A 23,785-nucleotide genomic window follows, 5' to 3' on the forward strand; every position below is an offset into this window, starting at 1 on the left:
CATAAATTTTTCACTAGGAACTGTATAAGAAAGTTTTGAGGAATATATGTGACGTAATGTTAACTTTTATTAAAATTTATGATAATTTGTAATAGTTACTGAAGCTAGAGCTTGCAAATGCTCTTGGCTGTGTCTTTTTGCTCGTTGTAAATCCAATAAATTAGGTCTGTAGATATGCCAATTACGATCGACTCAGCTCGTGGTATTTTCCCAGGAACCCTATCAGCTGATGCTGTACCAGCTACAATCGCTAGATTTAAGCAACTCAGTGCCGAAGATCAGCTGGCATGGACTTGGTTTGCTTATCTTGAAATGGGTAAAACAATTACTGTTGCTGCTCCAGGTGCTGCCAGTATGCAATTTGCAGAAGCAACTCTTAATCAAATTAAGCAAATGACTTTCCCTGAGCAAAGTCAGGTGATGTGCGATCTAGCAAACAATGCAGATACACCTATTTGTCGTACCTATGGTACTTGGACTCCAAATATCAAACTAGGTTTTTGGTATCAACTTGGACAATGGATGGATCAAGGTATTGTTGCGCCGATTCCAGCTGGCTATCAGCTTTCTGCCAATGCCTCAGCAGTGTTGCAAGCAGTCCGAGAACTAGATCAAGGACAACAAATTACAGTCTTACGTAATGCTGTAGTTGATATGGGCTTCGATCCGAATAAGTTAGGCGACTACACCAGAGTCTCGGAACCTGTAATTCCTCCCAAAGATGCATCACAACGAACTCAAGTCACCATTGAAGGCATTAATAATGAAACGGTGCTGAGTTACATGAACAACCTGAATGCCAATGACTTTGGGGCATTAATTGAACTGTTTGCGCCTGATGCAGCACTGCAACCTCCTTTCCAAAGACCAATCGTTGGTAGAGATGCTATTCTGCGATTTTTTAATGAAGAATGCCAAAACCTCAAATTAATACCGGAGCGAGGCATTTCTGAACCCGCAGAAGATGGTTACACCCAAATCAAAGTTACTGGTAAAGTACAAACTCCGTGGTTTGGTGCTGCTGTGGGAATGAATATGGCTTGGCGGTTCTTGCTCAATCCTAAAGGCAAAATTTTCTTTGTGGCAATTGATTTGCTGGCATCTCCTAAAGAACTATTAAACTTGGTTCGCTAGAGAAATACTTCATGTAAGTATACCTTGAATTGCGTGAGCGCTCTCTAGCCAAGGGCGCTCCTCTTTTTATAAACAAATGGCACACGTTGACAAAATAAGTAACCGCATAAAGTTTAAGGTTTGTAATGCACGTGAGTGAAGTTGAATGGTCTACGACCGAGCAAGAGATAGCTAAAGCAGCCTTTGAAAAAGCCTATGAGCGAGAAATTGAGGCTGTGATCCAACAAGTTCGCCAAAGAGCTAGTGTGATGACACAGCCTAATGAAATATGGCAGTTACATGATTTCTTAAGTGCTAGAAGACACGAGATAGATGGAAAATACGACTATAGATATTCGGTTTTAATCTTTGTCTTTGCTAGTTTGATCAAAGATGGTTGGCTGCATCTTGATGAATTACAGGGACTAGAAAAAGATAAGCTGACCAAAGTAGTGGCTCTTACACGTATGTAAGGACTAAACTTGGAAAAAAATTATTGCGATCGCTATACTGGAATTGGCAAATACCTATTCTGAAATAATAAGCGATCGCTTTTTTATATTCCTAATCTTGCCATAAGGCAATGCCACCTAAAAAACCTGTCACATTCGGTATAAAGTCTCGGCGTTAACTTTTCACTCGAAGAAGTTCAAAATGCTTTAGAAGGTTGCACTATGGCTTAGAAGATGCGTTCAGAAGCACAACTGACTATGTGCTATGGCTACAAAAGCATGAAAAACAATATTTCTCGAACGCAATTTTGGTGAGTGCATTACGAGAGCAATACTTCCAGAAAGAGGGGATTAAAGTATCCTGGCACGCTAATATTTTTATACCTGGTGAAATATCTCTAACCCCTAAAAGACTTTGAGCAATCAATACTGTCCTAACCTATGTGACTACGGCTATATTTGATTAAGGCGATCGCAGTTTAGCCCATCCCAAAAAACAGCAATAGCTTCCAAAATCTCTCTCCCGCCTTGAAAGAACTTGCTTTGGTCAAAGTCTGTGTGAAAGTAAACTTCTTCAAGTTCCTCTAGTGTGTGTCCGGCGTGTTGCGCTTCAACACGATTATGCCAAGTAAAAAATGCTAGGTGTAGGTGTGGATATCGTGTTTGCTTGATGCGTGTAAATCCATCCTCTAATTCCTGCCAGAAGCCTGCTGCGGCCCAATTCTCAACAGCAAAGCTAGCACCCTCGGCAATTTGTGGGTCTTCACTACCGTAGAGGCGTTGTAGTTCGTCACAGAAATGCAAGGTTGTAGGATTTCCGTGCTTGCGTTTGCCGATATTTTCGTAGTGCAAGCCTAATCCTTCAGCAATACCAATTAGCCATTCAAAATGTGCGGCGCGAAAACGACAGATACCGCCGTCTACTGTACCTTCTGTGCTGACTAGTTCGGGGTCGCCTTCCCGGTCTTTTTCCTCCTCTGTCTGAGCTATGTTATTACTAATTGGTTGTTCAGACTTGCGGTAAATCACGCCCAGTTCGTTCAGCAATATTTCCCGACTGGTACGCGACTGTAGAAGCGTAGGTGAGTTGATTGCTTTTAATAACGCCGCAATCAAGAACTGATTAGAGAACACCGAAAATTGCTGAATGAAGTTTCGCAATTCTTCATCTGTAGCAGTGCCGTTGCAGAACCAGCGAGTATAAGCATTGTTGGTAATAATGCGATGCTGCAAAAATTCTCGGTCAACTTCGCTGAGGAAGTTTTGGAATTCATTTACCTGTTCTTGAGTGAGTTCGCCTCGACATAAGCGTTTGTAAATGCGTGGCGAAATCGTCAAATTTCTTGGAGTAGTAGTAATTTGAGTCATAATCAACCACCTCTCAAAAAGTGGGGAAAGGGAAGCAGAGGGGCAGGGGAGCAGAGGAGAATAACACTGACAACTGACAACTGATTTCTATTTAAGCAAGCCAACTATAGGCGTAGTTTTTGTCCTCCAACTGCACAGCATAGTTTGTGAAATGTAAGGGGTGAAATGTATCAATCATCACGGCTAATTCATCAGTTCGTTCTTTGCCAATCGACCCTTCGTACATTCCTGGGTGAGGGCCGTGAGGAATGCCACTAGGATGAATAGTCAGCGAAGCGCGTTCAATTCCTTTGCGGGACATGAAATTACCCGCAGCGTAGTAGAGAACTTCATCTGAATCAACGTTGGAATGATTATATGGGGCAGGGATTGCTTGGGGGTGATAATCAAAAAGGCGCGGTACAAAAGAACACAAGACAAACCCAGGAGCTTCAAAGGTTTGATGTACTGGAGGAGGTTGGTGAATCCGACCTGTAACGGGTTCAAAGTCTTCAATATTGAATGCAAAAGGATAGAGGCAGCCATCCCAACCGACGACATCAAGGGGATGATGGCCATAGAAGTAGCTGGTGATGCGCTGGCTGAAACCTTTTCTGTGATACTCGCACTCTTTGACTCGTACCTCAAACTCTCCTACCTCATCATGAGTCACCAACTCATCCGGTGGGCGGATGTCGCGTTCGTTGTAGGGGGCGTGTTCGAGAAATTGTCCGTAACGATTGAGGTAGCGTGCTGGTGGCTCGATGTGTCCGCTTGCCTCAATAATTAGCATTCGCTGCTCAATGTTGGTATCGGGTATGATGCGCCACAATACTCCTGTAGGAATTACGAGGTAATCACCTGGACGATAGCGAAGATTTCCATACTGGCTCTCCAATATACCAGTACCTTCATGAATGAAAATTACCTCATCGCCGTGAGCCAACCGATACCAGTACGACATTGTTTCAGTAGGTCGGGCAACTGAAATAGAAACATCCGCATTCGACAAAAGCGGAATACGTGCTTCTACAGCATCCCTGGCTGGTGTGATGGTCGCTGTGCGTAGATGGCGATGACACAACACACCTGATTCCTCAAAGGAAATGTCCGCCGTTGTTCTGAGTAAAATTTTCTGTATCTGGGTGGGCGGACGCAAATGGTAAAGCAGAGATTGAACGCCTGAAAAACCACGCATCCCCATCAATTCTTCGTGATACAAAGAACCGTCAGGTTGACGAAATTGAGTGTGTCGTTTGTGTGGAATCTTTCCCAATCTATAATAATGAGTCATTTTCTCATCTCCTATGACTTGAAAGATCGGGGGATCTGGGGAAGAAGAGGGCAGAGGAGCAGAGGGGCAGAGGAGCAGGGGAGCAGGGGAGCAGAGGAGCAGGGGAGAATAACACTAACCACTGACCAATTACCAATCCCCAATTACTACTGACAACTGACAACTGACTCCTGCCTACTTCAAAGATTCCCGCGCAGTGCTTGTTCGCGCTCAATGGCCTCAAACAAAGATTTAAAGTTACCTTCACCAAAGCCCTGCGCTCCATGCCGCTCAATCACTTCAAAGAAAAGTGTTGGTCGGTCTTGCACGGGTTGGGTGAAAATTTGCAGCAAATACCCATCTTCATCCCTATCTACTAAGATGCCTAGCTCTGCCAGCTTTTCAATCGGTTCATTAATCTTCCCTACCCGTTTTTCTAAGTTTTCGTAATAGCTTCTGGGTACGTCTAGAAACTCGACTCCATTTGTCTTGAGCAGGGAAACTGTCTCGATAATGTTGTTGGTAGCGCAGGCGATGTGCTGCACCCCAGGGCCGTTGTTATATTTTAGGTATTCTTCAATTTGTGACTGGCGTTTACCTTTGGCTGGCTCGTTAATTGGTAATTTAATTTTGCCAGTGCCGTCTTGCATTACCTTAGACATCAATGCTGAGTACTCTGTGGAAATTGCTTGCTCGTCAAACTGCACCAACAAGCTAAAGCCCATCGTCTCGGCGAAAAACTGCACCCATTGATTCATCATACCTAGTTCGACATTGCCCACAATATGGTCAATGGTATGTAGTCCGACAAAATTGTTGTTTTTAATCTGTTGGCAAGGCATGAAGCCAGGGGCAAACACCCCAGAATAATCATTTCGTTCCACAAACTTGATGAGCGTGTCGCCATAGCCGTGGATAGCAGCATAGCGTAATACCCCGTATCCGTCTTCTTCTTCTGTCGGCTCTATAGCTCCTATAGCACCTTGCTTGGTTGTTTCTTTATAGATATTCACAACATCTGGTACTTCCAAGGCAACAATGGCAACTCCATCGCCATGCTTAAGCACACTCTGGGAAATGGAATGTTCTGGAAATAGTGCTGTACTTAAAACAAAGCAAATATCCTCTTGCTGCATCACATAGGATGCTACTTCCCTACTACCAGTTTCCAAACCCCGATATGCAGTATTGGTGAATCCAAAAAACTTGGAATAAAACAATGCTGCCTGCTTTGCATTGCCTACATAGAATTCCAGGTGGTCAAAGCGCTTTATGGGGCAAAAATCATTCATGTCGATCATTTTAATTCCTCCTTACTCAGAGGAAGTGTTGATAACTGAAAATAAACCTTGTGAAGAACCACGATTTTTGATGTACATAATGACTTAAAGAAAGCAGCTTTAGTTCCATTTTTTAACTAAAAGTTATTAATAAGATTGAAAAATTAACTTTTGATTTGTTTGTTTTAATTTTTATTAACCTAAATAACTTTTTTAGTATTTATAATTAACTAAGCTATCCATAAAATATGCTGACTAACTATACCTGGAGATATAAGTTGGCTAAAAATCAAACTACCAAAGGAAAGAACTCGGAACCAGTTAAACAACTAGATGAAAAAGACCGATTGATATTGCGCCTTCTGCAAGAGAACAGCCGCATTACTCACACAGAATTGGCGCGCCAAGTTAATCTAACTGCGCCTGGACTACAAAAAAGGCTAAAAAAGCTGGAAGAAAGTGGCTTTATTGACCGTTACGTAACTTTGGTCAATCGTGAGGCGTTAGGTTTAGATTTACTGTGCTTTACACAAGTTACTCTGGCCCATCATCAACCTGAATGCGTCGGACACTTCTGCGAACGGGTAAAGGAGTTGCCGGAAGTTCTAGAATGTCATCATCTCACTGGTGAATTTGATTACCTCTTAAAAGTTGTCGTCACCAATCATCAGCATTTAGAAAGATTACTGACTGAGAAAATTACACAAATTCCAGGTGTAGACAAAGTGCGTACTAGTATTGTTTTGAATGAAATCAAAGCTTCAACATCACTACCATTAGGCTAAGAATTTTCCCTTAAAGAGGTGAACCTTTATGTATACCTCAGTTAAAACCCTTCTCGCATCAATTGTGGATTATGCCGGACTGTTTCCTCCAGCGAAGCTCGGCATCGAAGCAGCTATAGTCAATTATGCAAAGTATCAATCGACACCTTACAGTTGGATGCTGAATAACTTTGTGCTGCCAGTGTCTCGGTTGCACGAGTTTACAACTATTGTGCCAACATTAGATTTAAAGCAGCGATCGCTTAGTCTAATTATTTCAAACAATTGGAAATCAGAGTTAGAAATAGTGCATTCGCTGCAATTACGCCATAGCAAAAATCACATCGCTGTCACTTCTTTAGAATTTCCTATACTTTCCCCCATAGAAATAGAAAAAGTCATTCCTCATTTAACTGAGAATTTAGAAGTATTTTTTGAAATCCCACTGAAGGAAGACCTGAAGCCATATTTAGCAGTGCTAAAAAATACCAAAGCATCGGCAAAAATTCGCACGGGCGGAATGACCGTAGAAGCTTTTCCTACTGTCACCCAACTTTTTTTGGGCATTTTAGCGTTTGCTGAAGCTCAAGTTCCTTTTAAAGCAACCGCAGGCTTGCATCATCCATTACCGGGTAATTATTGCATCACATACGAACCAGATAGCCCCTCGACTCTAATGCATGGCTTCTTGAATGTTGCAGTCATGGCAGCATTAGTTTATTGGCAAAAAGTCACTCCCCAAGCAGCGTTAGAAGTTCTCCAAGATGCCAGCAACAGCTTTTATTTTACAGATAACGCTATTACTTGGGGCGATTATCAACTCAATATTGCAGAGATTGAGCAGGCTCGACAACGCTTCTTCCGCTCTTTTGGTTCCTGCTCGTTTGAAGAACCGATAGACAACCTTCAGGAGTTGAAACTACTATGAGCCGTTTAAATGCTACCCACGACCCAAATTTACAAAGTTGGGTAGAATCTGCGAATCAGCCAGATACAGATTTCCCAATTCAAAATTTACCGTTTGGCGTGATGCGATCGCCAAATAGCAACGAACCTTCACGTATCGGGGTTGCTATTGGCGACCAAATTTTAGATTTATCCCTTTGTTACAAAGCTGGACTACTGCAACAACTTCCAGAAAATTTGCAAATAGCCTGTGCAGCGCCTAATTTAACTCAAATCATGATGATGGGGAGTGAGGCGACATCGTTGTTACGAAATCATATCAGCCAGTTGCTACGAAGAAACGAGCAACCGCAAGAAGCACAAGCAACGCTCATTTCCATGTCTGACGTTGACCTTTTATTACCTACTACCATTGGTGATTACACAGATTTTTACGCCTCAATTTTCCATGCTACCAATGTCGGCAAGTTGTTTCGTCCTGACAATCCACTTTTACCTAACTATAAATATGTTCCCATTGCCTACCACGGACGCGCCTCCTCAATCGTACCTAGCAATACTGCTATTGCGCGTCCTCAAGGTCAGATAAAAAAACCTCAAGCTTCAGCCCCCAGCTTTGAATTTACTCAGATGTTGGACTATGAATTAGAAGTTGGATTTTTTATTGGTAGCGGGAATGAGTTAGGACAGCCCATTCATCTAGACAAGGCTGAAGAACATATTTTTGGTCTGTGTTTGGTAAATGACTGGTCAGCACGAGATATTCAAGCTTGGGAATACCAACCCCTCGGCCCCTTCTTAGCCAAGAGTTTTGCCACCACTATCTCGCCTTGGGTGGTAACTTTAGAAGCTCTAGCACCCTTCCGCTGTTCCGCTTTAGAACGTGCTGAGAACGACCCCGCACCACTACCTTATCTCTCTTCCTCATTAAATACTGAAATAGGCGGTATCGATATCAAAGTTGAAGTGCTGCTACGTTCAGCCCAGATGCGTGCAGTGGGGATGACACCGTTTCGCTTGAGTTGTGGGTCTTTTAAGCAGATGTATTGGACAGTAGCGCAAATGCTCGCCCATCACACGAGTAACGGTTGCAACCTCCGTTCTGGCGATTTACTAGCTAGTGGAACAGTCTCAGGCCCGGAAAAAGACTCACAAGGATGCCTGTTAGAAATTACTCAACGTGGTACTCAGTTAGTTCAACTACCAACTGGGGAAATGCGGTCTTTTCTATGCGATGGCGATGAAATTATCTTGCGCGGCTATTGTGAAAAACAAGGCCATGTCAGGATAGGTTTTGGAGAGTGCCGAGGCACGATCTTAAATGCTGTTAAAAACTCTATATTCACCCCATAAGGAGGATTGCATGAACCAAAACACTTGTGTAGACGTTCAAAAACCAAGGACAGATGAAAAAACCACTTTGGGATCCGATCTCTTGACAAGTTAGTAAAGACTTTGGTATTACAAGAATATTGGTGATGAAACTCGCCTTCTGGAACAACCAGAAAACCGCCCTTGTGGCTGATAGTTTCTAGTTCAATACTGCATTAACCTGCTGTCAAAAAGTAGGTAGTAAGAGCTAACAACTATCAGTCAAGTTGGAATAAATAAAATGGGCGGAATTTTTTTAGTAATTTTCAAAAAAAGCTTCAGAATAATTAAGATTCGATTTTTAGAAACTACCGAAATAATTTTAGCTTGGGCTGCTTGGGTAGCAATCATAATTGAGGCGATCGCAGACTGTCCTTTCTATAGCAGTCAAATAGCTGTTGACTCAACTAATTGCAGCCTTATTTTGCTGGCATACCTAAAATAACAGTAATTTGGATATGAATAAATTACGCCAGTTAGAGCAGTTAATTGCTTTACCTCAACTCAGCAAATGGTTAATTATCTCCTTTGTGGTTGGTATTTTTTCGGGCATAGGTTCTGCTGCTCTTTTGGCATCTTTGGAATGGGCAACAAATTGGCGAGAATCCCATCTTTGGATAATTGCATTATTACCGCTAGGTGGCTTCTTTAGCGGTTGGATTTATCATCAGTTTGGCAAACGGGTAGAGGCAGGAAACAATCTTTTACTTGAAGAAATTCATCATCCCAAAGATATTATTCCTTTGCGGATGGCTCCTTTAGTTTTGCTAGGGACAGACCTAACTCATTTATTTGGAGGTTCAGCTGGTCGTGAAGGTACAGCTCTGCAAATAGCTGCTTCACTTGCCGATCGCTTGACAAAGATATTCCACTTCAAACACGCTGACCGACGAATTTTATTAATGGCTGGTTTAAGTGGAGGATTTGCTTCAGTTTTTGGCACTCCTTTAGCTGGAACCATTTTTGGTTTAGAAGTTTTAGCTATTGGTAAAATCCAACATGATGCACTTTTTCCCTGTTTAGTTGCAGCAGTCGTAGGCGATCGCGTTACCTTAATGTTGGGTTTGCATCATACTGCATATCGTCATGCACCCATTATCCCAACAGTCACAGTAATAGGGCTGATTTCGGCAATTGTCGCTGGCGCAATCTTTGGAATAGTAGCGATGATTTTTGCCAAGCTGACTCACAAAATCAGCCACATTTTTCAAGAAAAAATCTCTTACCCTCCTTTACGTCCTGCTGTTGGTGGCCTGATTGTAGCATTGGCTATTTGGGCAGTCGGAACTACAAAATACATTGGACTAGGTATTCCTACAATTGTTGATGCTTTTAACACCCAGTTACCACCTTGGGATTTTGCCGCCAAAATAGCTTTTACTGCTTTGACTTTAGGAGCAGGTTTTAAAGGAGGGGAAGTAACCCCTCTATTTTATATCGGTGCAACATTAGGTAATGCTTTGTCTTTAATATTAGCTCTACCTGCACCACTACTTGCAGGTATGGGGTTTGTAGCTGTCTTTGGTGGAGCAGCAAATACCCCTATCGCTTCAACTTTAATGGGAATAGAACTGTTTGGTTTAGAATCGGGAGTCTTCATTGGTATTGCTTGTGTAGCAAGCTATCTTTTTTCTGGTCATGCTGGCATCTATAACGCACAACGCCTTGGCTCAGGCAAATACCATTTTATGCCTGTACAAGAAGGACGAAGTTTAGCTAGCCAAACCCAAGTATCTGCTCGGACTGTAGAAAAAAAGATTGAAAAACAAATTCATTTATTTAATGACCTGCATTTTTGGGGATTTGTACACCAAGGAGAAGAAATTGCAATGCACAATTTGACAGTTTTGCGTTTGTATTTTCATTCTGGTTCTCGTGTACCTAAAAAAACATTTTGGCAAAAATTAACAGCACCAACTCTTACTTATTATTTAGCTGCTCGTGCTAAAGATTTTGGCATTGAACAAGTCGTAGTACACCGAGTTTCAGTGGGATTTTTGAAAGGAGATCCTTTGCATCATGACCATCATGAATTTCCTCATCACAAACTCCCCCAGTGCGTTGAATTAGTCGATCGAGAGGAGAAACTGCGAAGTTTTCTAGATGAACATACTGATGAACTCAAAGAAGTAAGAGTTGTTTTATTAAAATGCGAGGAATTGTCACCGTAATGACTTTAGAGCAACTGCACTAGTTGCAGCTGGCTATGCAGACTTCCCCCTGATTGCCTTTCACTTTCAACAGGCGAGTATTGGTAGCCAAGACCAGATTCCTCTGTTTTATGCCTTGGCAATGGGTGTAGATGGTATCGCTGCTTTAGCATTTGGACGTTGGTTTGACTGGATTGGGTTTACGAGTTTGACATTAGCGGTGCTTTTATCCTCCCTGTTTGCGCCCTTTGTCTTTTTGGGAAATTCCGCGATCGCATTTGTGGGTATGGTGTTATGGGGTATTGGTATGGGGGCGCAAGAATCGATTATGAAGGCAGCGGTAACTGGCATGGTTCCAGCAGACAAACGCGGATCTGCATTTGGTATCTTCAACACAGGCTACGGCTTGGCTTGGTTTAGCGGCAGTGCTTTGATGGGGATTTTATACGATAGGTCGGTTAACACATTGGTTCTGTTTTCAATCGTCATTCAACTCCTTGCTATTCCTATCTTGCTAATGGTTCAAAGGCAGATGAATCGGGTGTAAATGAGCAAATCCAACATTACTTTATATCTCTTACACTAGTTCCCGTACTCAGTTGCTCCCAATGCTTTGAGAGTAGTGATAGTTGCTAAAGTTACACCTGTAACGCCATTGATATTCATGCCTTCGTAGTGTCTGGGGCTTTTGAGAGTTTCTAGACACTCACCACTCTTGACATCCCAAAGCTTAATTGTCGCATCTCTACCAAACCTTCACTGTTTTTGCAATACATCGCTTGCTGTTAACCATTGCATTAAGTGTTTTTGATTTGGAAGCCTCGAATCGCTCGTAGCGTTAGTTTCAGCTAAAATTTGAGAAGAATTTACGCAATTAACTACTTGCTGATGTGTTTTATGATAATGGCAAACAATTTCTCAAATTCACTAACCGAAAAGATACTGTAACACAGGTGTAATTAATGGCGAGCTAATTGCTCAAAACCAACTAGCAATTACTGTGCCAAACAAGGCAAAAATTTGTTGTCTTTTTATAGGAAAATCGCACTTGGATAGATTATTCTTCAAAGGATTAACGCTTGGTAGGATTGTACCAAGCGTTAATCTAATATGTACCAACTGAATTGGTAGCATTATGCCAAGAAAAGAACAAGGATGGATTACATTTCAAACATCAGAAGAGGAGCGAAAGCTTCTAGAGGAGTTCTGCCAGCAATCTCAGCGCACTAAGACTGAAATTCTGCGGGAATTGGTGCGCGGTCTCAATAAACAGCACACAGCACCTACATCGTCACCAAGCATACAAGTGGAAAAAAAAGATGTTTCTACTCCTGAGTTAGAAACTACTAGTCCAAAGAAACCACTAAAAGTTAGCTCCCGCAATATTCTCAAGGGAATTGTTAAACGAGTTGTCACCGGATCTGTAAATAGTGAGGTGACAATAGAAGTTGTTCACAGAGTTGAGTTAACCTCAATTATTACTAGAATGTCAGCAGAGGAGTTACAACTTTCTGAAGGAACAGAAGCATATGCAGTGATTAAATCAAATGATATCGTCATAGCAAGGGAATAGAGATAAATCTAAGTGCTTTTTTTGTTGCTTTGTCACAGGCTTGTAGTAAATTTTTGCGAGTGTTCGTGATTGTATATCACAACAAAATAAGTGTAACTTTTGCATCCATAACTGACAGCAACAAATTGAGTTTACTCATCTCAATTTATAGAATAGATCAATTTCCCGATTGTATTTTCCTTAGAGAATGTTTCAAAAATTGGAGGCTATTGTCATAAAACTCACAAGGTTTAAACTGAAAGATTGAAGAAATCAGCACCTTGTGAGCAAATAATCAAAATATTGCTGGGGACTGGTGACTGGTGACTGGGTGAAAAGTCTTTTTGTGTCTAGGTTTGATCGTCTGTTGATGTCCTAACACTACTGGCGACGGCTATATCTCCTAAAAATCGGAACCACAAGCAATAGGAATTAATTGCAAACCTATTTCCGGCAGTTAAACCAAGTGGTTATCGTCGTCAAGCATCTATTTATGCAGTTGTAATTGCGATTCTGTACCTACTATGTCAGGGATGCAGACGAGTATTACTTGGAAATATGCAGAGGCGAGAGTTTGGCTACTGAGCAAAAATATTTGATGTCAAGGTAAAAGTGTTCTGCGATCGCCTACGTAATTACATACACTGAAGTACTGAGCGGAAATCGGGCAAACTTCTTCACCATCTCTTCATATTTGTAAAGCTGGAATAAAAATTTTCTACATAAAAACTTTTATCTTGTTTTTTTATTGTTATTAATTTAACTTAAATACTTGGAACTTAAGAACTACAATCCTGCCAGAAGTCTTGCTGCTTCTATGGCTTAGTTAACGTCAATGTCAATACAACATTAACATCACTAAATCATTACGTCATGGAAAATACCCACACGGCAAAATTCCTGACGAAGCGAATGCCTAAACGTTATCCCACAAGCAGCGAACAACGTTAATAACTTTGCGTTCTAGTTTTTTCCTAACCGCGCCTGCGCTTGGGGAGACTTTTAACTGTTTTTCTCGATTTAGCTCACTCCAAAACAAGATAAAATCTCATGATTACTATCAAAAATTCCCTGATCACCGCAGGTACAGCTAGCTTATTGAGTCTTGGAAGTTTAGCGCTAACTAGCCCAAGCTATGCTTTTAACCTTAATTTAAGTTCTTGGAGCAAAATTGGTGATGTCAACCCCATCTCATCAACTCAGGCGACCCTAAATTCAGGCACTTTTGATACAGCACCTACTGGTGGTGGTGCGGGTTCCCTAGAAGATTTCCTGAGTATTACTCCTGGTAGCTTAGATCCCGCAACTTCAACCTTTGGTGCTACCCAAGGTTCTGCAATTAAGCAAACTTTCACAGATATCAAAGTTGGAGATGTGTTGCACTTCGATTACTCTTTCTTGACTAACGATGCTGATAGTGCTTTTGTAACGATTAACGATTCAGTGATTGCATTGACTGCAAGCACTCCTTTTACCTATTCGTTTACCTCTGCGGGTAGTTACAATGTCGGCATTGGTATTGTCGATGTAGACGATGCAATTGGTGCTTCGCAATTAATAGTGAGTAATGCCAAGCTAGACGCAGTTCCCGAACCAATGACTATTTTGGGTTCTTTGACAGCGCTGAGTTTTGGTGTCGGTATGCGGCGGCGTTTTGGTCGGAAAAAGTCGGCATCTAGTGGTGTTTAAAGATGGCATCACTGGTAAGTGGAATGTGAGTTCAAAATTATCAGAGTTTGCACATACAAGTTTAAATTCTCGATCGCAGTACTGAATATTAGAGCAACTGCGATCGCTTTTACTAAATTTAACCAGCAATTGCGATCGCTATAAAAAATTGGCGAAGATATTGAGCGCTGAAATTAAGAATTGCTCTTGAAAAAAGTCTGATTACTGTCAAAAACGATATTAATCAATTATTTTTCCTACTAATTGAGAAAACCGTCATGAAAAACACTCAAACACTACAATTACTCAACAGACAAAGCCTTTCAAGCCGCTTGGTATTCATTGACCCTACAGTTGAAGACTATCAAAGCTTAGTAGCAGGTGTACTCCCTGATACAGAAGTTTTCATCTTAAATACCCAGCGTGATGGAGTAGAACAAATCAGTGAATTGCTAGCAACTAAATTTGAAATCACCAGTTTGCATATTGTCTCCCACGGCGCACCAGGACAAATGTACTTGGGTAATGCTCAACTAGGGCAACACACCCTGAATCATTATGCTGGACAATTAATAAATTGGGCCAAAGCTTTGAGTACTGATGCACAGATATTACTGTATGGTTGCGATGTTGCTCAAACTCAGTTAGGCAGGGCATTTGTGCAGCAACTAAGCGAATTGACTGGGGCTGTTGTGTTCGCATCAGACGACAAGACAGGCAGTGCAGCAAAAGGGGGAAACTGGAAACTGGAAGTAACAACCGCAACTAGCACTGCTACCCTTGCCTTTAAACCCACGACTTTGGAAGCGTATGGGGCAGTGCTAGCTCAACCATACCTAGTGAAAGATATCAGCCCAGGGTCTGGTAGCTCTATTCCTCAAAGTTCATATTTTAATGAGCTTTCTTCTTATGTAGTAAACGTCGATGGAATTGCTTATTTCATCGCTAATGATGGCTCTGGTGATGAATTATGGAAAAGCGATGGCACAGAAGCAGGCACTGTTTTAGTTAAAAACATTTATCCTTTTAGTAACCCAGATAGTGCGCCATATTATGCTCCCTACGGACTGATAAACTTTGAAGGTGTCCTTTACTTCTTCACTCCTGTCAGTTCTGGTGAGGAAGGCTACATAGATAATATTTACTTGTGGAAAAGCGATGGTACTAATGCTGGCACCGTACCAATTGATTATATCTCCAGCGCTGATAATCCTCCTGTACCACTGACAAAGACTGACAGTAACTTCTATTTCTCTATTCCTAACCCCTTTCACCATGATGATTTGTGGAAGAGTGATGGTACAGAAGCAGGCACTTTTCTACTCAAAGAACTTTATCCAGACATAAAATACTATGCCATCACATCATCGGTAAGCGTTAACGATACACTCTACTTTAGTGTTGACTTTGACGAATATAAATACGAGTTATGGAAAAGCGATGGTACTACAGCAGGTACAGTCCTAATTGCAGGATTTTATAGCACCGCGTTCTACAATCTCACAAATATTAACGGCACGCTCTATTTCTTTGTTGATAATGAAAATTCTGAAGGTTATAACAGTGAGTTGTGGAAAAGTGATGGTACAGAGACTGGCACTGTAGTAGTTAAAAGCTTTAGCATTGAAAATTACAACTATGCAACAAATGTGGCAAACGTCAACGGCACTCTTTATTTTAGTGCTTATGATGATGCCCACGGTGAAGAGTTGTGGAAAAGCGATGGCACTACTGCTGGCACTGTTTTGGTTAAAGATATCAAACCAGGGTCTGGTAGTTCTCTTTACGACACATCCTATAGCCTTCCATCCGATTATAGCTTTCCGCTGATTGAAGTTAACGGTATCCTTTATTTCACAGCTGATGACGGCACTAACGGCATAGAGTTATGGAAAAGTGATGGTACAGAAAGTGGCACTGTCTTAATCAAAGACATCAATTCAGGGTCAGCAAGTTCTCTGCCATCCAACTTCAGAAACGTTAACGGTATTCTTTATTTCACTGCTAACGATGGTATCCACGGTGATGAGTTGTGGAAAAGCGATGGAACTACTGCTGGCACTGCCTTAGTGAAAGATATCAATTTTGGAACCAATAGTTCCAGTATCTCCGAGCTAACAAATGTAGGCGACATTCTCTATTTCAATGCTGATGACGGTATTAACGGCAGAGAATTATGGGCGTTGAATACTAACCCTGCCATTGTTAACCCTATAGTCAGCATTACTGCTACGGATGCCAACGCTGCCGAAGCTAACAATAAGCCAGGTATCTTCCGTATCAGCCGCACTGGTGATGTTAGTACTGCCCTGACTGTAAAATATACTATCATTGGCACTGCTACTAACGGTATTGACTACAACCAACTCAACAATACTGTGGCGATCGCCCCAGGTCAATCCTTCGTCGATATCACTGTCACCCCAGTAGACGATATTCTTAAGGAAGGTAACGAAACTGTAACTCTCACCCTCTCTACTCAACCTGACTACGATGTAGATACATCTGATAGTGCTGCCACTGTTGTCATTGCTGACGATCCCACTACCGCAGTAGTCCCTCAACCTTACCTAGTCAAAGACATCTTCCCTGGGTATACAGGCTCTACTGATTTCTATTCCAATTACGCGGCTGACTTCAACGGTATTCTCTATTTCTTTGCTGAAGATGGTGTCCATGGTAGAGAATTGTGGAAAAGTGATGGTACAGAGACTGGTACTGTTCTGGTCAAAGACATCGAGCCTGGATCTTCTGGTTCTAGCTCGTATGACTTGACAAAGGTTAACAATACTCTCTATTTCTACTCCGACTCATATATCTCTGGTATCTCTGGATTATGGAAGAGTGATGGCACAGAAACTGGTACTGTCCTGGTCAAAGACATTTATATTTCCAATTCTGACTCGAATCTGACAGATTTCAAAGGTACTCTCTTTTTTGTTGCTCCTTCTGTAAGTAATTCTGATGAAAGTTTGTGGAAAAGCGATGGTACTGCTGCTGGCACTGTCTTAGTTAAAGATATTCCTACAAGCTCTAGTAATTTTGAACTCACTGCTGTCAACGATACTTTGTACTTTACTGCTGGTGGTTTATGGAAGAGTAATGGCACTACTGCTGGCACTACCAAAATCAAAAATATTGGTGCTTCCGATCTGACAAATGTTAACGGCACTCTTTATTTTGTTGGTGATGATGGCACTCACGGTAAAGAGTTGTGGAAAAGCAATGGCACCGCTGCTAGTACTGTCTTAGTTAAAGACATTAATCTACATGATTTTGACGATACTTATAGACGTTATCCCACAAATTTGACAAGCGTCAACAACACCCTCTATTTTAGAGCCTACGACCCCACTCATGGTTTTGAGTTGTGGAAAAGCAACGGTACCACTGCTGGCACTGTCTTAGTCAAAGATATCAATCCTGGAGTGGTTACTACTGCCTCTGGAGAAACTTTTCCCAATAGTTCCTCACCTCAATCATTGACAAATGCCAACGGTATCCTCTATTTCATCGCTGATGACGGTACTCATGGTTATGAATTGTGGAAAAGTGATGGTACTACTGCTGGCACCGTTTTAGTTAAAGACATTAATCCTGGATCATCAAGTAGTTTTGTTACTAACGATTACTACGAACTATCTTTGATAACTAATGTCAATGGTAAAGTTTATTTCGTTGCCAACGACGGTATCCACGGTAGAGAGTTGTGGAAAAGCGATGGTACTACTGCTGGGACTGTCTTAGTTAAGGATATCAATCTGGGGTCTGATAGTTCCGACCCCTCCGACCTAATAAACGTCGATGGAACACTTTATTTCACCGCTAACGATGGCATCCAAGGTCGAGAATTGTGGGCATTGGACACTAATGATTTTAATGTCATAAATGGCAATGGTAGTCACGACCCATTAATCGGGACTGCTGGCAGCGATCGCATCGTTGGCGGTACTGGTAGCAAAACTATCACGGGTGGTGCTGGGAATGATGAGTTTGTTTACACCAGCATCAAGGAAGTCGGTCAACGCATCACCGATTTTATCGTTGGTGAAGACAAAATCGTACTCACCCAGTTGCTAGATAGCCTTGTAACTGGTGGTTATAACGGCAGCAATGCCATAGCCGATGGCTATGTGCGGCTAGTACAAGGAAAAACAGCTAATAGTACGATTTTGCAAATTGACCGCGATGGCACACTTGGTAATGCTGTTTTCAGAAACTTTATTGAGTTAGATAACATCACTCCACAACAGATGAACAACACCAATAACTTTGTGTTCTAAGTTCATTCGCTGATGTTACTTGCCAGAGGTATTGTCTGGCAGCAAGCCTCTGGTATTTTTTAATATGTGCTTGATTTGGCAATAATGACCTAGACATTTAACGGCTTGTCGCCAAGCATTCACTCAAAAAATCTTAAGAAAAATCATCTTTCTATAGATAGATATTGCCGTCTTTGTAGCATTCTACACTACAAACAACAAGTATTAAAATTACCACACTCAATACTTGAAACATGGAAAATACTCAACAATCCCAATTTTCGCCAGCGAATATCTCTCAAAGTCGCATTGTCTTCATCGATCCCACAGTCGAGGACTATCAAAGCTTAGTAGCAGCTGTTCTAAGAGATACAGAAGTTATTGTCTTGAACGCGCATGAGGATGGGGTAGAAGAAATAAGCGCAGTATTGGCAACAAGGTCAGGAATCACTAGCCTGCATATTGTCTCTCATGGCGCACCAGGACTAGTTTATCTGGGCAACGTACAACTAGGGCAACATACCCTCAACAGCTATGCTGTGCAATTAATTGATTGGGCAAAAGCTTTAAGTAATGATGCTCAAATATTATTGTATGGTTGCGATGTTGCTCAAACACCGTTAGGTAAAACATTTGTGCAGCGCTTGGCTGAGTTAACAGGCGCTACAGTGTTGGCATCTAATAACAAGACAGGTAGTGCCGCCTTCGGGGGAAACTGGGAACTAGAAGTGACATCCAAAAACGCTACTGCTGTGCTTGCCTTTGAGTCGGCAACTTTAGAGGCATATGAGGCAGTATTGGCTAAACCCTACCTGGTCAAAGACATTCAACTAGGGTCTAATAGTTCCTCTCCCAGTGAGCTAATCAACGTCAACGGTACTCTCTATTTCATTGCTGATGACGGCACCTATGGTAGAGAGTTGTGGAAAAGTGATGGCACTGCCACTGGCACTGTTTTAGTCAAGGACATTTATACTGGCGCTAATTACTACAATGGTCACTATGATTTGACCAACGTCAACGGCACTCTCTATTTTGCTGCCGATGATGGCCTTGGCTATGGGTTATGGAAAAGCGATGGTACTACTGTTGGTACAGTGCAAGTTGAGCGTTTCGGCTACTATTATTCCGACTCACCCTCTCTTAACTTACTGACAAGTGTCAACGACACCCTTTATTTCATTGTTAGTTTCGACAAATTCAACATACGATTGTGGAAAAGCAATGGCACAGAAGCAGGCACAGCCTTAGTCAAAGACCTCAACCCTAATGGTGGTAGTGGCACTGCTCCTAGTTTGACTTTGACCACATCTTCAGTAAACTCCAACGGCATCTTCTATTTGAGAGTTTCCGACATCGAGGGAGCGCCGTCTCAATTGTGGAAGACCGATGGTACTCCAGATGGCACAGTCCTGCTGGTCGAAAACATCCCAAACTATGTTGAATATGGGACATACTTGTTGTCCCTGATAAATGTTAACGATACAGTATACTTTAATGCTGGCTATTATGACGGCGTAAACGGTATTGAATTATGGAAAAGTGATGGCACGACCCAAGGCACCGTTCAAATAAAGGACATCAATCCAGGATCTAATAGTTCCTATCCAACTTATCAGACCTACTTTAACGGCAATCTCTATTTTTTTGCTGACGATGGCACTCACGGTAGAGAATTGTGGAAAAGCGATGGCACTACTGCTGGCACAGTTCTAGTCAAAGATATCAACACAGGCTCTGGTAGTTCCAATTCTGATTACCGCGATCTTGCTTTTACTTTGACCAACATCAACGGCACTTTCTATTTCTTTGCTGATGACGGCATCCACGGTCTTGAGTTGTGGAAAAGCGATGGCACTACTGCTGGCACTGTCTTGGTCAAAGACATCAACCCAGGAATTGGTGGTAGTAACTATAGCAACAATATTTCCAACTTTTTCAACGTCAATGGTATCTTTTATTTTGCTGCTGATGATGGCACGCACGGTCTTGAGTTGTGGAAAAGCGATGGCACTACTGCTGGCACTGTTTTAGTCGAAGATATCAATCCTGGGTCTGGTAGTTCCAGTCCTGACAACTTGACTTACGCCAACGGCAAGCTTTACTTCATTGCAGATAACGGCATCAAAGGTAATGAATTGTGGGCATTGGAAATTGTCCCTCCTGTAGTCAGCCCTGTTATTAGTATTACTGCGATCGATGCTAACGCCGCTGAAGCTGGCAATGACCCAGCCATCTTCCGTATCAGCCGCACTGGCGATACCAGTACTGCGTTGACTGTCAAATATACTATTAGCGGCACTGCTAACAGTGGTAGCGATTACAACCAACTCACCGAGACTATCACCATTGCTGCTGGTGAATCGTTTGTAGACCTTACCGTTACCCCAGTAGATGATATTTACAGGGAAGGCAGCGAAACTGTCACTTTAACTTTGTTTACCCAACCTGACTATGCTGTAGATACATCTTACGTCGCGGCTAGTGCGATCGTTGCTGACGATGCCAGCACCGCAGTAGTAGCTCAACCATACCTGGTGAAGGATATTCTGCTTGGTAATAGTACCTCCGAACCCTCCGGTCTGACCAACGTCGGTGGCATCCTCTACTTCACTGCTAATGACGGCACTCACGGTAGAGAAGTGTGGAAGAGCGATGGTACTGAAGCTGGTACTGTGTTGGTCAAAGACATTAACCCAGGATATGATGATAGTTTTTTATACAATGAATCTGGCTCGCTGAACAACGTTAACGGCGTTCTCTTTTTTGCAGCTGACGTTAAAGGTGATGATGGTATTTACATTTTTGATCGATTGTGGCAAAGCGATGGTACAGCTGACGGAACCTTCGCTATCCCAGTGTCTGGTGGTTATCTTTCTGTTGGCTCCTCTGACTTCAATCCGACCGAGGTTAATGGTATCTTCTACTTCCAGGCTTTTAACAGCACCTATGACTTTGGAGGCTTGTGGAAAAGCGATAGTACTGCTACTGGTACTATCCTAGTTAAAAAAGGCATCAGTCCTTACAACCTGACCAATGTCAACGGCACTCTCTATTTTGTTGCTAATGACGGTAACAATAAAACACAGTTGTGGAAAAGTGATGGCACGGAAGCAGGCACTGTCCAACTTAAAGGCTTCACTGGTGATTACTTATATTTGAATAATCTGACAAACGTTGACGGCACTCTGTTTTTCATTGTTGGCAATATCAACAGCTATCAGTTATGGAGAAGCGATGGCACAGAAACGGGTACTGTCAGAGTCAAAGACATCAACGCAAAACCTGATTCTAACATTTCTGCTTTCTCCAACTTTACCAACTTCAATGACACTCTTTATTTCATTGCTGACGACGCTGCCTACGGTAAAGAATTATGGAAAAGCGATGGTACAGAAGCAGGTACTGTCGTAGTCAAAGATATTAACCCGAGCTCTGCTATTAATTATGACGACGATTACAACACCAACCTGATTCAAGTCAACGACACTCTCTATTTCTTTGCTGATGACGGCATCCATGGTGCAGAGTTATGGAAAAGTGATGGTACAACTGCTGGTACTGTCCTGGTCAAAGATATTAACCCAGGTTCTGGTAGTTCCACTAATAATTACATCCCTGGCCCCTCCTTTTCCTCTTATAGCAATGAGCTGATTAATGTTAACGGCACTCTCTATTTCACGGCTAATGACGGCACTCACGGTATTGAATTGTGGAGGAGTGATGGCACACAAGAAGGTACTGTCCTGGTTCAAGATATCAATCCTGGTATCGGTAGTTCTGCTCCCTCCGAGCTGACCCTTGTCAATGACACCCTCTATTTTAATGCCGACGATGGCATTAACGGTTATGAGTTGTGGGCATTGAACACAAACCCAGTTATCCCTACAGCCAGCATTACCGCCACCAATAGCAACGCCGTTGAAGCTGGCAATTACGCAGCCACCTTTCGTATCAGCCGCACTGGTAATATAGATACTGCTCTAGCTGTTAAATACACTATTAGTGGTAGTGCGAATAATGGTAGTGACTACACCCAACTTACAGGTATTGCTGGCATTGTCGCAGGTCAATCTTTTGTAGATATCGCGATCGCACCTGTAGATGACGGTACAGCAGAAGGTAGCGAAACTGTCACTCTTACACTCGCTACGGGAAGCGACTATGACATAGATGCATCTCAAACATCTGCCACTGTCACCATTATCGACCAATTCAATGTAATCAACGGCAGTGGTAGCCGTGACCCATTAGTCGGGACTGCTGGCAGCGATCGCATTGTTGGCGGTACTGGTAGCAAAACTATCACGGGTGGTGCAGGAAATGATGAGTTTGTTTACACCAGCATCAAGGAAGTCGGTCAACGCATCACCGATTTTATCGTTGGTGAAGACAAAATCGTACTCACCCAGTTGCTAGATAGCCTTGTAACTGGTGGTTATAACGGCAGCAATGCCATAGCCGATGGCTATGTGCGGCTAGTACAAGGAAAAACAGCTAATAGTACGATTTTGCAAATTGACCGCGATGGCACACTTGGTAATGCTGTTTTCAGAAACTTTATTGAGTTAGATAACATCACTCCACAACAAATGAACAACACCAATAACTTTGTGTTCTAGATTTGTTAACTGATTGCTTGAGGCGAGTCACAAGAAATCGCCTCAAGGCATTTTTCACCTTTGGGCTAACTAAGTATAATCTGCGTTAAAATTTCACATAAACTGTATATTTTTAAAATTAAAATTTTAAGGCTATAACAGATAGCTGTTCCATAGCTGCTTTGCATCTCCAAGCAAAGAGCGCAAAAATAAGCAGATACTATGCCTAAGAGATAATGACTGAAGTACTCCAAATCGGCAACCGGACAATTAAGGCTAGCGAACTGATTCCTTTACTAGCTAGTTACCAAATGCTGCCGCAATTGCTGCGGGAGTTAATTATCGATGAGGCGATCGCATCAATAGAGTGTACCCCTGAAGAAGTAGCCTACGCTCAAAAGCAGTTTTACGCTGAAAAGCAGTTGACACAAGAAGCCGATATTCAAGCATGGATGGCTTATCACAGTCTGAGTGTCAGTCAACTAGAAACTATTATGCAGCGTAAGTTGAAACTGGAAAAATTCAAGCAAGCTACTTGGGGTCACAAATTAGAATCCTACTTTTTTCAGTCTAAGGGAAAACTGGACAAAGTGATTTATTCGCTGCTGCGAACTCAAGATATAGGCATTGCCCAAGAACTTTACTTCCGCATTCAGGCAAAAGAACAGTCTTTTGCAGATGTCGCACGGGAATATTCCCAAGGCCCAGAAGCCCAAACTGGTGGGTTAGTCGGGCCAATCGAACTAAATTCCCTGCATCCAGCAATGGTACAACTGCTTTCTAGCAGCCAACCAAATCAGGTGTTACCCCCCACTCGCATTGCTGAGTGGTTTGTGATTTTGCGATTGGAGAAATTTATCCCCGCCCAACTAGACGAATCGATGAAAGTGCGTCTAATGAATGAACTATTTGAAACTTGGCTACAGGAACAAAGAAAGCAAATCGCGTCTTTGTCAACTGAATCGGATGTCAATCAAGTTTCAGGTTAAGAGACATATCGGGGATGAGGGAGATGAGGGAGATGAGGGAGATGAGGGAGATGAGGG

General features: G+C 42.3%; 15 protein-coding genes, 1 pseudogene and 1 riboswitch. Of the genes and pseudogenes, 13 read left to right on the plus strand and 3 right to left on the minus strand.

Annotation, left to right across the window (positions count from 1 at the left end; translation table 11 throughout):
• Positions 1-174 precede the first annotated feature (174 nt).
• Complete coding sequence (locus I8752_RS35535; RefSeq protein ID WP_214436839.1) at positions 175-1,134, plus strand: orange carotenoid-binding protein; 960 nt, start codon at positions 175-177, stop codon at positions 1,132-1,134.
• A gap of 125 nt (positions 1,135-1,259) precedes the next feature.
• A complete protein-coding gene (locus tag I8752_RS35540; RefSeq protein ID WP_214436840.1) occupies positions 1,260-1,586 on the plus strand; it encodes a hypothetical protein in 327 nt (108 codons plus the stop codon).
• A gap of 432 nt (positions 1,587-2,018) precedes the next feature.
• Here I8752_RS35540 and I8752_RS35545 read toward each other — a convergent pair whose 3' ends face one another.
• The 3 genes from I8752_RS35545 to hppD all read right to left on the minus strand — a co-directional run bounded on the left by I8752_RS35545 (position 2,019) and on the right by hppD (position 5,486).
• Positions 2,019-2,933, minus strand: coding sequence for a hypothetical protein (locus I8752_RS35545; RefSeq protein WP_214436841.1), 915 nt, complete (start codon positions 2,931-2,933; stop codon positions 2,019-2,021).
• 91 nt (positions 2,934-3,024) lie between these two features.
• Positions 3,025-4,206 (minus strand): homogentisate 1,2-dioxygenase, encoded by a 1,182-nt coding sequence (locus I8752_RS35550; RefSeq protein ID WP_214436842.1) that lies wholly within the window; start codon positions 4,204-4,206, stop codon positions 3,025-3,027.
• 179 nt (positions 4,207-4,385) lie between these two features.
• Complete coding sequence (gene hppD / locus I8752_RS35555; RefSeq protein ID WP_225896121.1) at positions 4,386-5,486, minus strand: 4-hydroxyphenylpyruvate dioxygenase; 1,101 nt, start codon at positions 5,484-5,486, stop codon at positions 4,386-4,388.
• 227 nt (positions 5,487-5,713) lie between these two features.
• On the opposite strand from hppD, the gene I8752_RS35560 reads away from it, so the two are divergent.
• The 11 genes and pseudogenes from I8752_RS35560 to I8752_RS35610 all read left to right on the plus strand — a co-directional run bounded on the left by I8752_RS35560 (position 5,714) and on the right by I8752_RS35610 (position 23,728).
• The gene (locus tag I8752_RS35560; protein WP_214436843.1) at positions 5,714-6,250 is read left to right on the plus strand and encodes an Lrp/AsnC family transcriptional regulator; all 537 of its coding nucleotides are present in this window, start codon (positions 5,714-5,716) and stop codon (positions 6,248-6,250) included.
• Between the two features lie 28 nt (positions 6,251-6,278).
• Positions 6,279-7,157, plus strand: a complete 879-nt coding sequence (locus I8752_RS35565) for a hypothetical protein (RefSeq protein ID WP_214436844.1) — start codon at positions 6,279-6,281, stop codon at positions 7,155-7,157.
• The gene (gene fahA, locus I8752_RS35570) at positions 7,154-8,488 is read left to right on the plus strand and encodes a fumarylacetoacetase (protein WP_214436845.1); all 1,335 of its coding nucleotides are present in this window, start codon (positions 7,154-7,156) and stop codon (positions 8,486-8,488) included. Before I8752_RS35565 ends, fahA begins: the two co-directional genes overlap by 4 nt.
• A gap of 112 nt (positions 8,489-8,600) precedes the next feature.
• A riboswitch (Fluoride riboswitch) is annotated at positions 8,601-8,676 on the plus strand.
• Positions 8,677-8,747: 71 nt separating this feature from the next.
• Complete coding sequence (locus I8752_RS35575; protein WP_214436846.1) at positions 8,748-8,951, plus strand: hypothetical protein; 204 nt, start codon at positions 8,748-8,750, stop codon at positions 8,949-8,951.
• A 13-nt stretch (positions 8,952-8,964) separates the two neighbouring features.
• Positions 8,965-10,677 carry a DUF190 domain-containing protein gene (locus tag I8752_RS35580; RefSeq protein WP_214436847.1) on the plus strand — a complete coding sequence of 571 codons (1,713 nt, stop codon included), beginning with the start codon at positions 8,965-8,967 and terminating at the stop codon, positions 10,675-10,677.
• 10 nt (positions 10,678-10,687) lie between these two features.
• A pseudogene (locus I8752_RS35585) lies at positions 10,688-11,203 on the plus strand (MFS transporter); the annotation flags it as partial.
• Between the two features lie 588 nt (positions 11,204-11,791).
• Entirely contained in the window at positions 11,792-12,229 is a 438-nt protein-coding gene (locus I8752_RS35590) for a TOBE domain-containing protein (RefSeq protein ID WP_214436848.1), read from the plus strand.
• A gap of 1,029 nt (positions 12,230-13,258) precedes the next feature.
• Positions 13,259-13,897, plus strand: coding sequence for a PEP-CTERM sorting domain-containing protein (locus I8752_RS35595; RefSeq protein ID WP_214436849.1), 639 nt, complete (start codon positions 13,259-13,261; stop codon positions 13,895-13,897).
• 257 nt (positions 13,898-14,154) lie between these two features.
• Positions 14,155-18,159, plus strand: a complete 4,005-nt coding sequence (locus I8752_RS35600) for an ELWxxDGT repeat protein (RefSeq protein ID WP_214436850.1) — start codon at positions 14,155-14,157, stop codon at positions 18,157-18,159.
• A 233-nt stretch (positions 18,160-18,392) separates the two neighbouring features.
• Positions 18,393-22,760 (plus strand): ELWxxDGT repeat protein, encoded by a 4,368-nt coding sequence (locus I8752_RS35605; protein WP_214436851.1) that lies wholly within the window; start codon positions 18,393-18,395, stop codon positions 22,758-22,760.
• 215 nt (positions 22,761-22,975) lie between these two features.
• Positions 22,976-23,728 (plus strand): peptidylprolyl isomerase, encoded by a 753-nt coding sequence (locus I8752_RS35610; RefSeq protein WP_214436852.1) that lies wholly within the window; start codon positions 22,976-22,978, stop codon positions 23,726-23,728.
• Positions 23,729-23,785: the final 57 nt, after the last annotated feature.

It is taken from the genome of Dendronalium phyllosphericum CENA369 (assembly GCF_016056275.1).
In the GTDB taxonomy this organism is placed as follows: Bacteria; Cyanobacteriota; Cyanobacteriia; order Cyanobacteriales; family Nostocaceae; genus Dendronalium; species Dendronalium phyllosphericum.

Excerpts from the sequence above, each read along its gene's own strand:
- I8752_RS35535 (WP_214436839.1), top strand. The coding sequence starts at position 175 with ATGCCAATTACGATCGACTCAGCTCGTGGTATTTTCCCAGGAACCCTA.
- I8752_RS35540 (WP_214436840.1), top strand. The coding sequence starts at position 1,260 with ATGCACGTGAGTGAAGTTGAATGGTCTACGACCGAGCAAGAGATAGCT.
- I8752_RS35545 (WP_214436841.1), bottom strand. The coding sequence starts at position 2,933 with ATGACTCAAATTACTACTACTCCAAGAAATTTGACGATTTCGCCACGC.
- I8752_RS35550 (WP_214436842.1), bottom strand. The coding sequence starts at position 4,206 with ATGACTCATTATTATAGATTGGGAAAGATTCCACACAAACGACACACT.
- hppD (WP_225896121.1), bottom strand. The coding sequence starts at position 5,486 with ATGATCGACATGAATGATTTTTGCCCCATAAAGCGCTTTGACCACCTG.
- I8752_RS35560 (WP_214436843.1), top strand. The coding sequence starts at position 5,714 with ATGCTGACTAACTATACCTGGAGATATAAGTTGGCTAAAAATCAAACT.
- I8752_RS35565 (WP_214436844.1), top strand. The coding sequence starts at position 6,279 with ATGTATACCTCAGTTAAAACCCTTCTCGCATCAATTGTGGATTATGCC.
- fahA (WP_214436845.1), top strand. The coding sequence starts at position 7,154 with ATGAGCCGTTTAAATGCTACCCACGACCCAAATTTACAAAGTTGGGTA.
- I8752_RS35575 (WP_214436846.1), top strand. The coding sequence starts at position 8,748 with ATGGGCGGAATTTTTTTAGTAATTTTCAAAAAAAGCTTCAGAATAATT.
- I8752_RS35580 (WP_214436847.1), top strand. The coding sequence starts at position 8,965 with ATGAATAAATTACGCCAGTTAGAGCAGTTAATTGCTTTACCTCAACTC.
- I8752_RS35590 (WP_214436848.1), top strand. The coding sequence starts at position 11,792 with ATGCCAAGAAAAGAACAAGGATGGATTACATTTCAAACATCAGAAGAG.
- I8752_RS35595 (WP_214436849.1), top strand. The coding sequence starts at position 13,259 with ATGATTACTATCAAAAATTCCCTGATCACCGCAGGTACAGCTAGCTTA.
- I8752_RS35600 (WP_214436850.1), top strand. The coding sequence starts at position 14,155 with ATGAAAAACACTCAAACACTACAATTACTCAACAGACAAAGCCTTTCA.
- I8752_RS35605 (WP_214436851.1), top strand. The coding sequence starts at position 18,393 with ATGGAAAATACTCAACAATCCCAATTTTCGCCAGCGAATATCTCTCAA.
- I8752_RS35610 (WP_214436852.1), top strand. The coding sequence starts at position 22,976 with ATGACTGAAGTACTCCAAATCGGCAACCGGACAATTAAGGCTAGCGAA.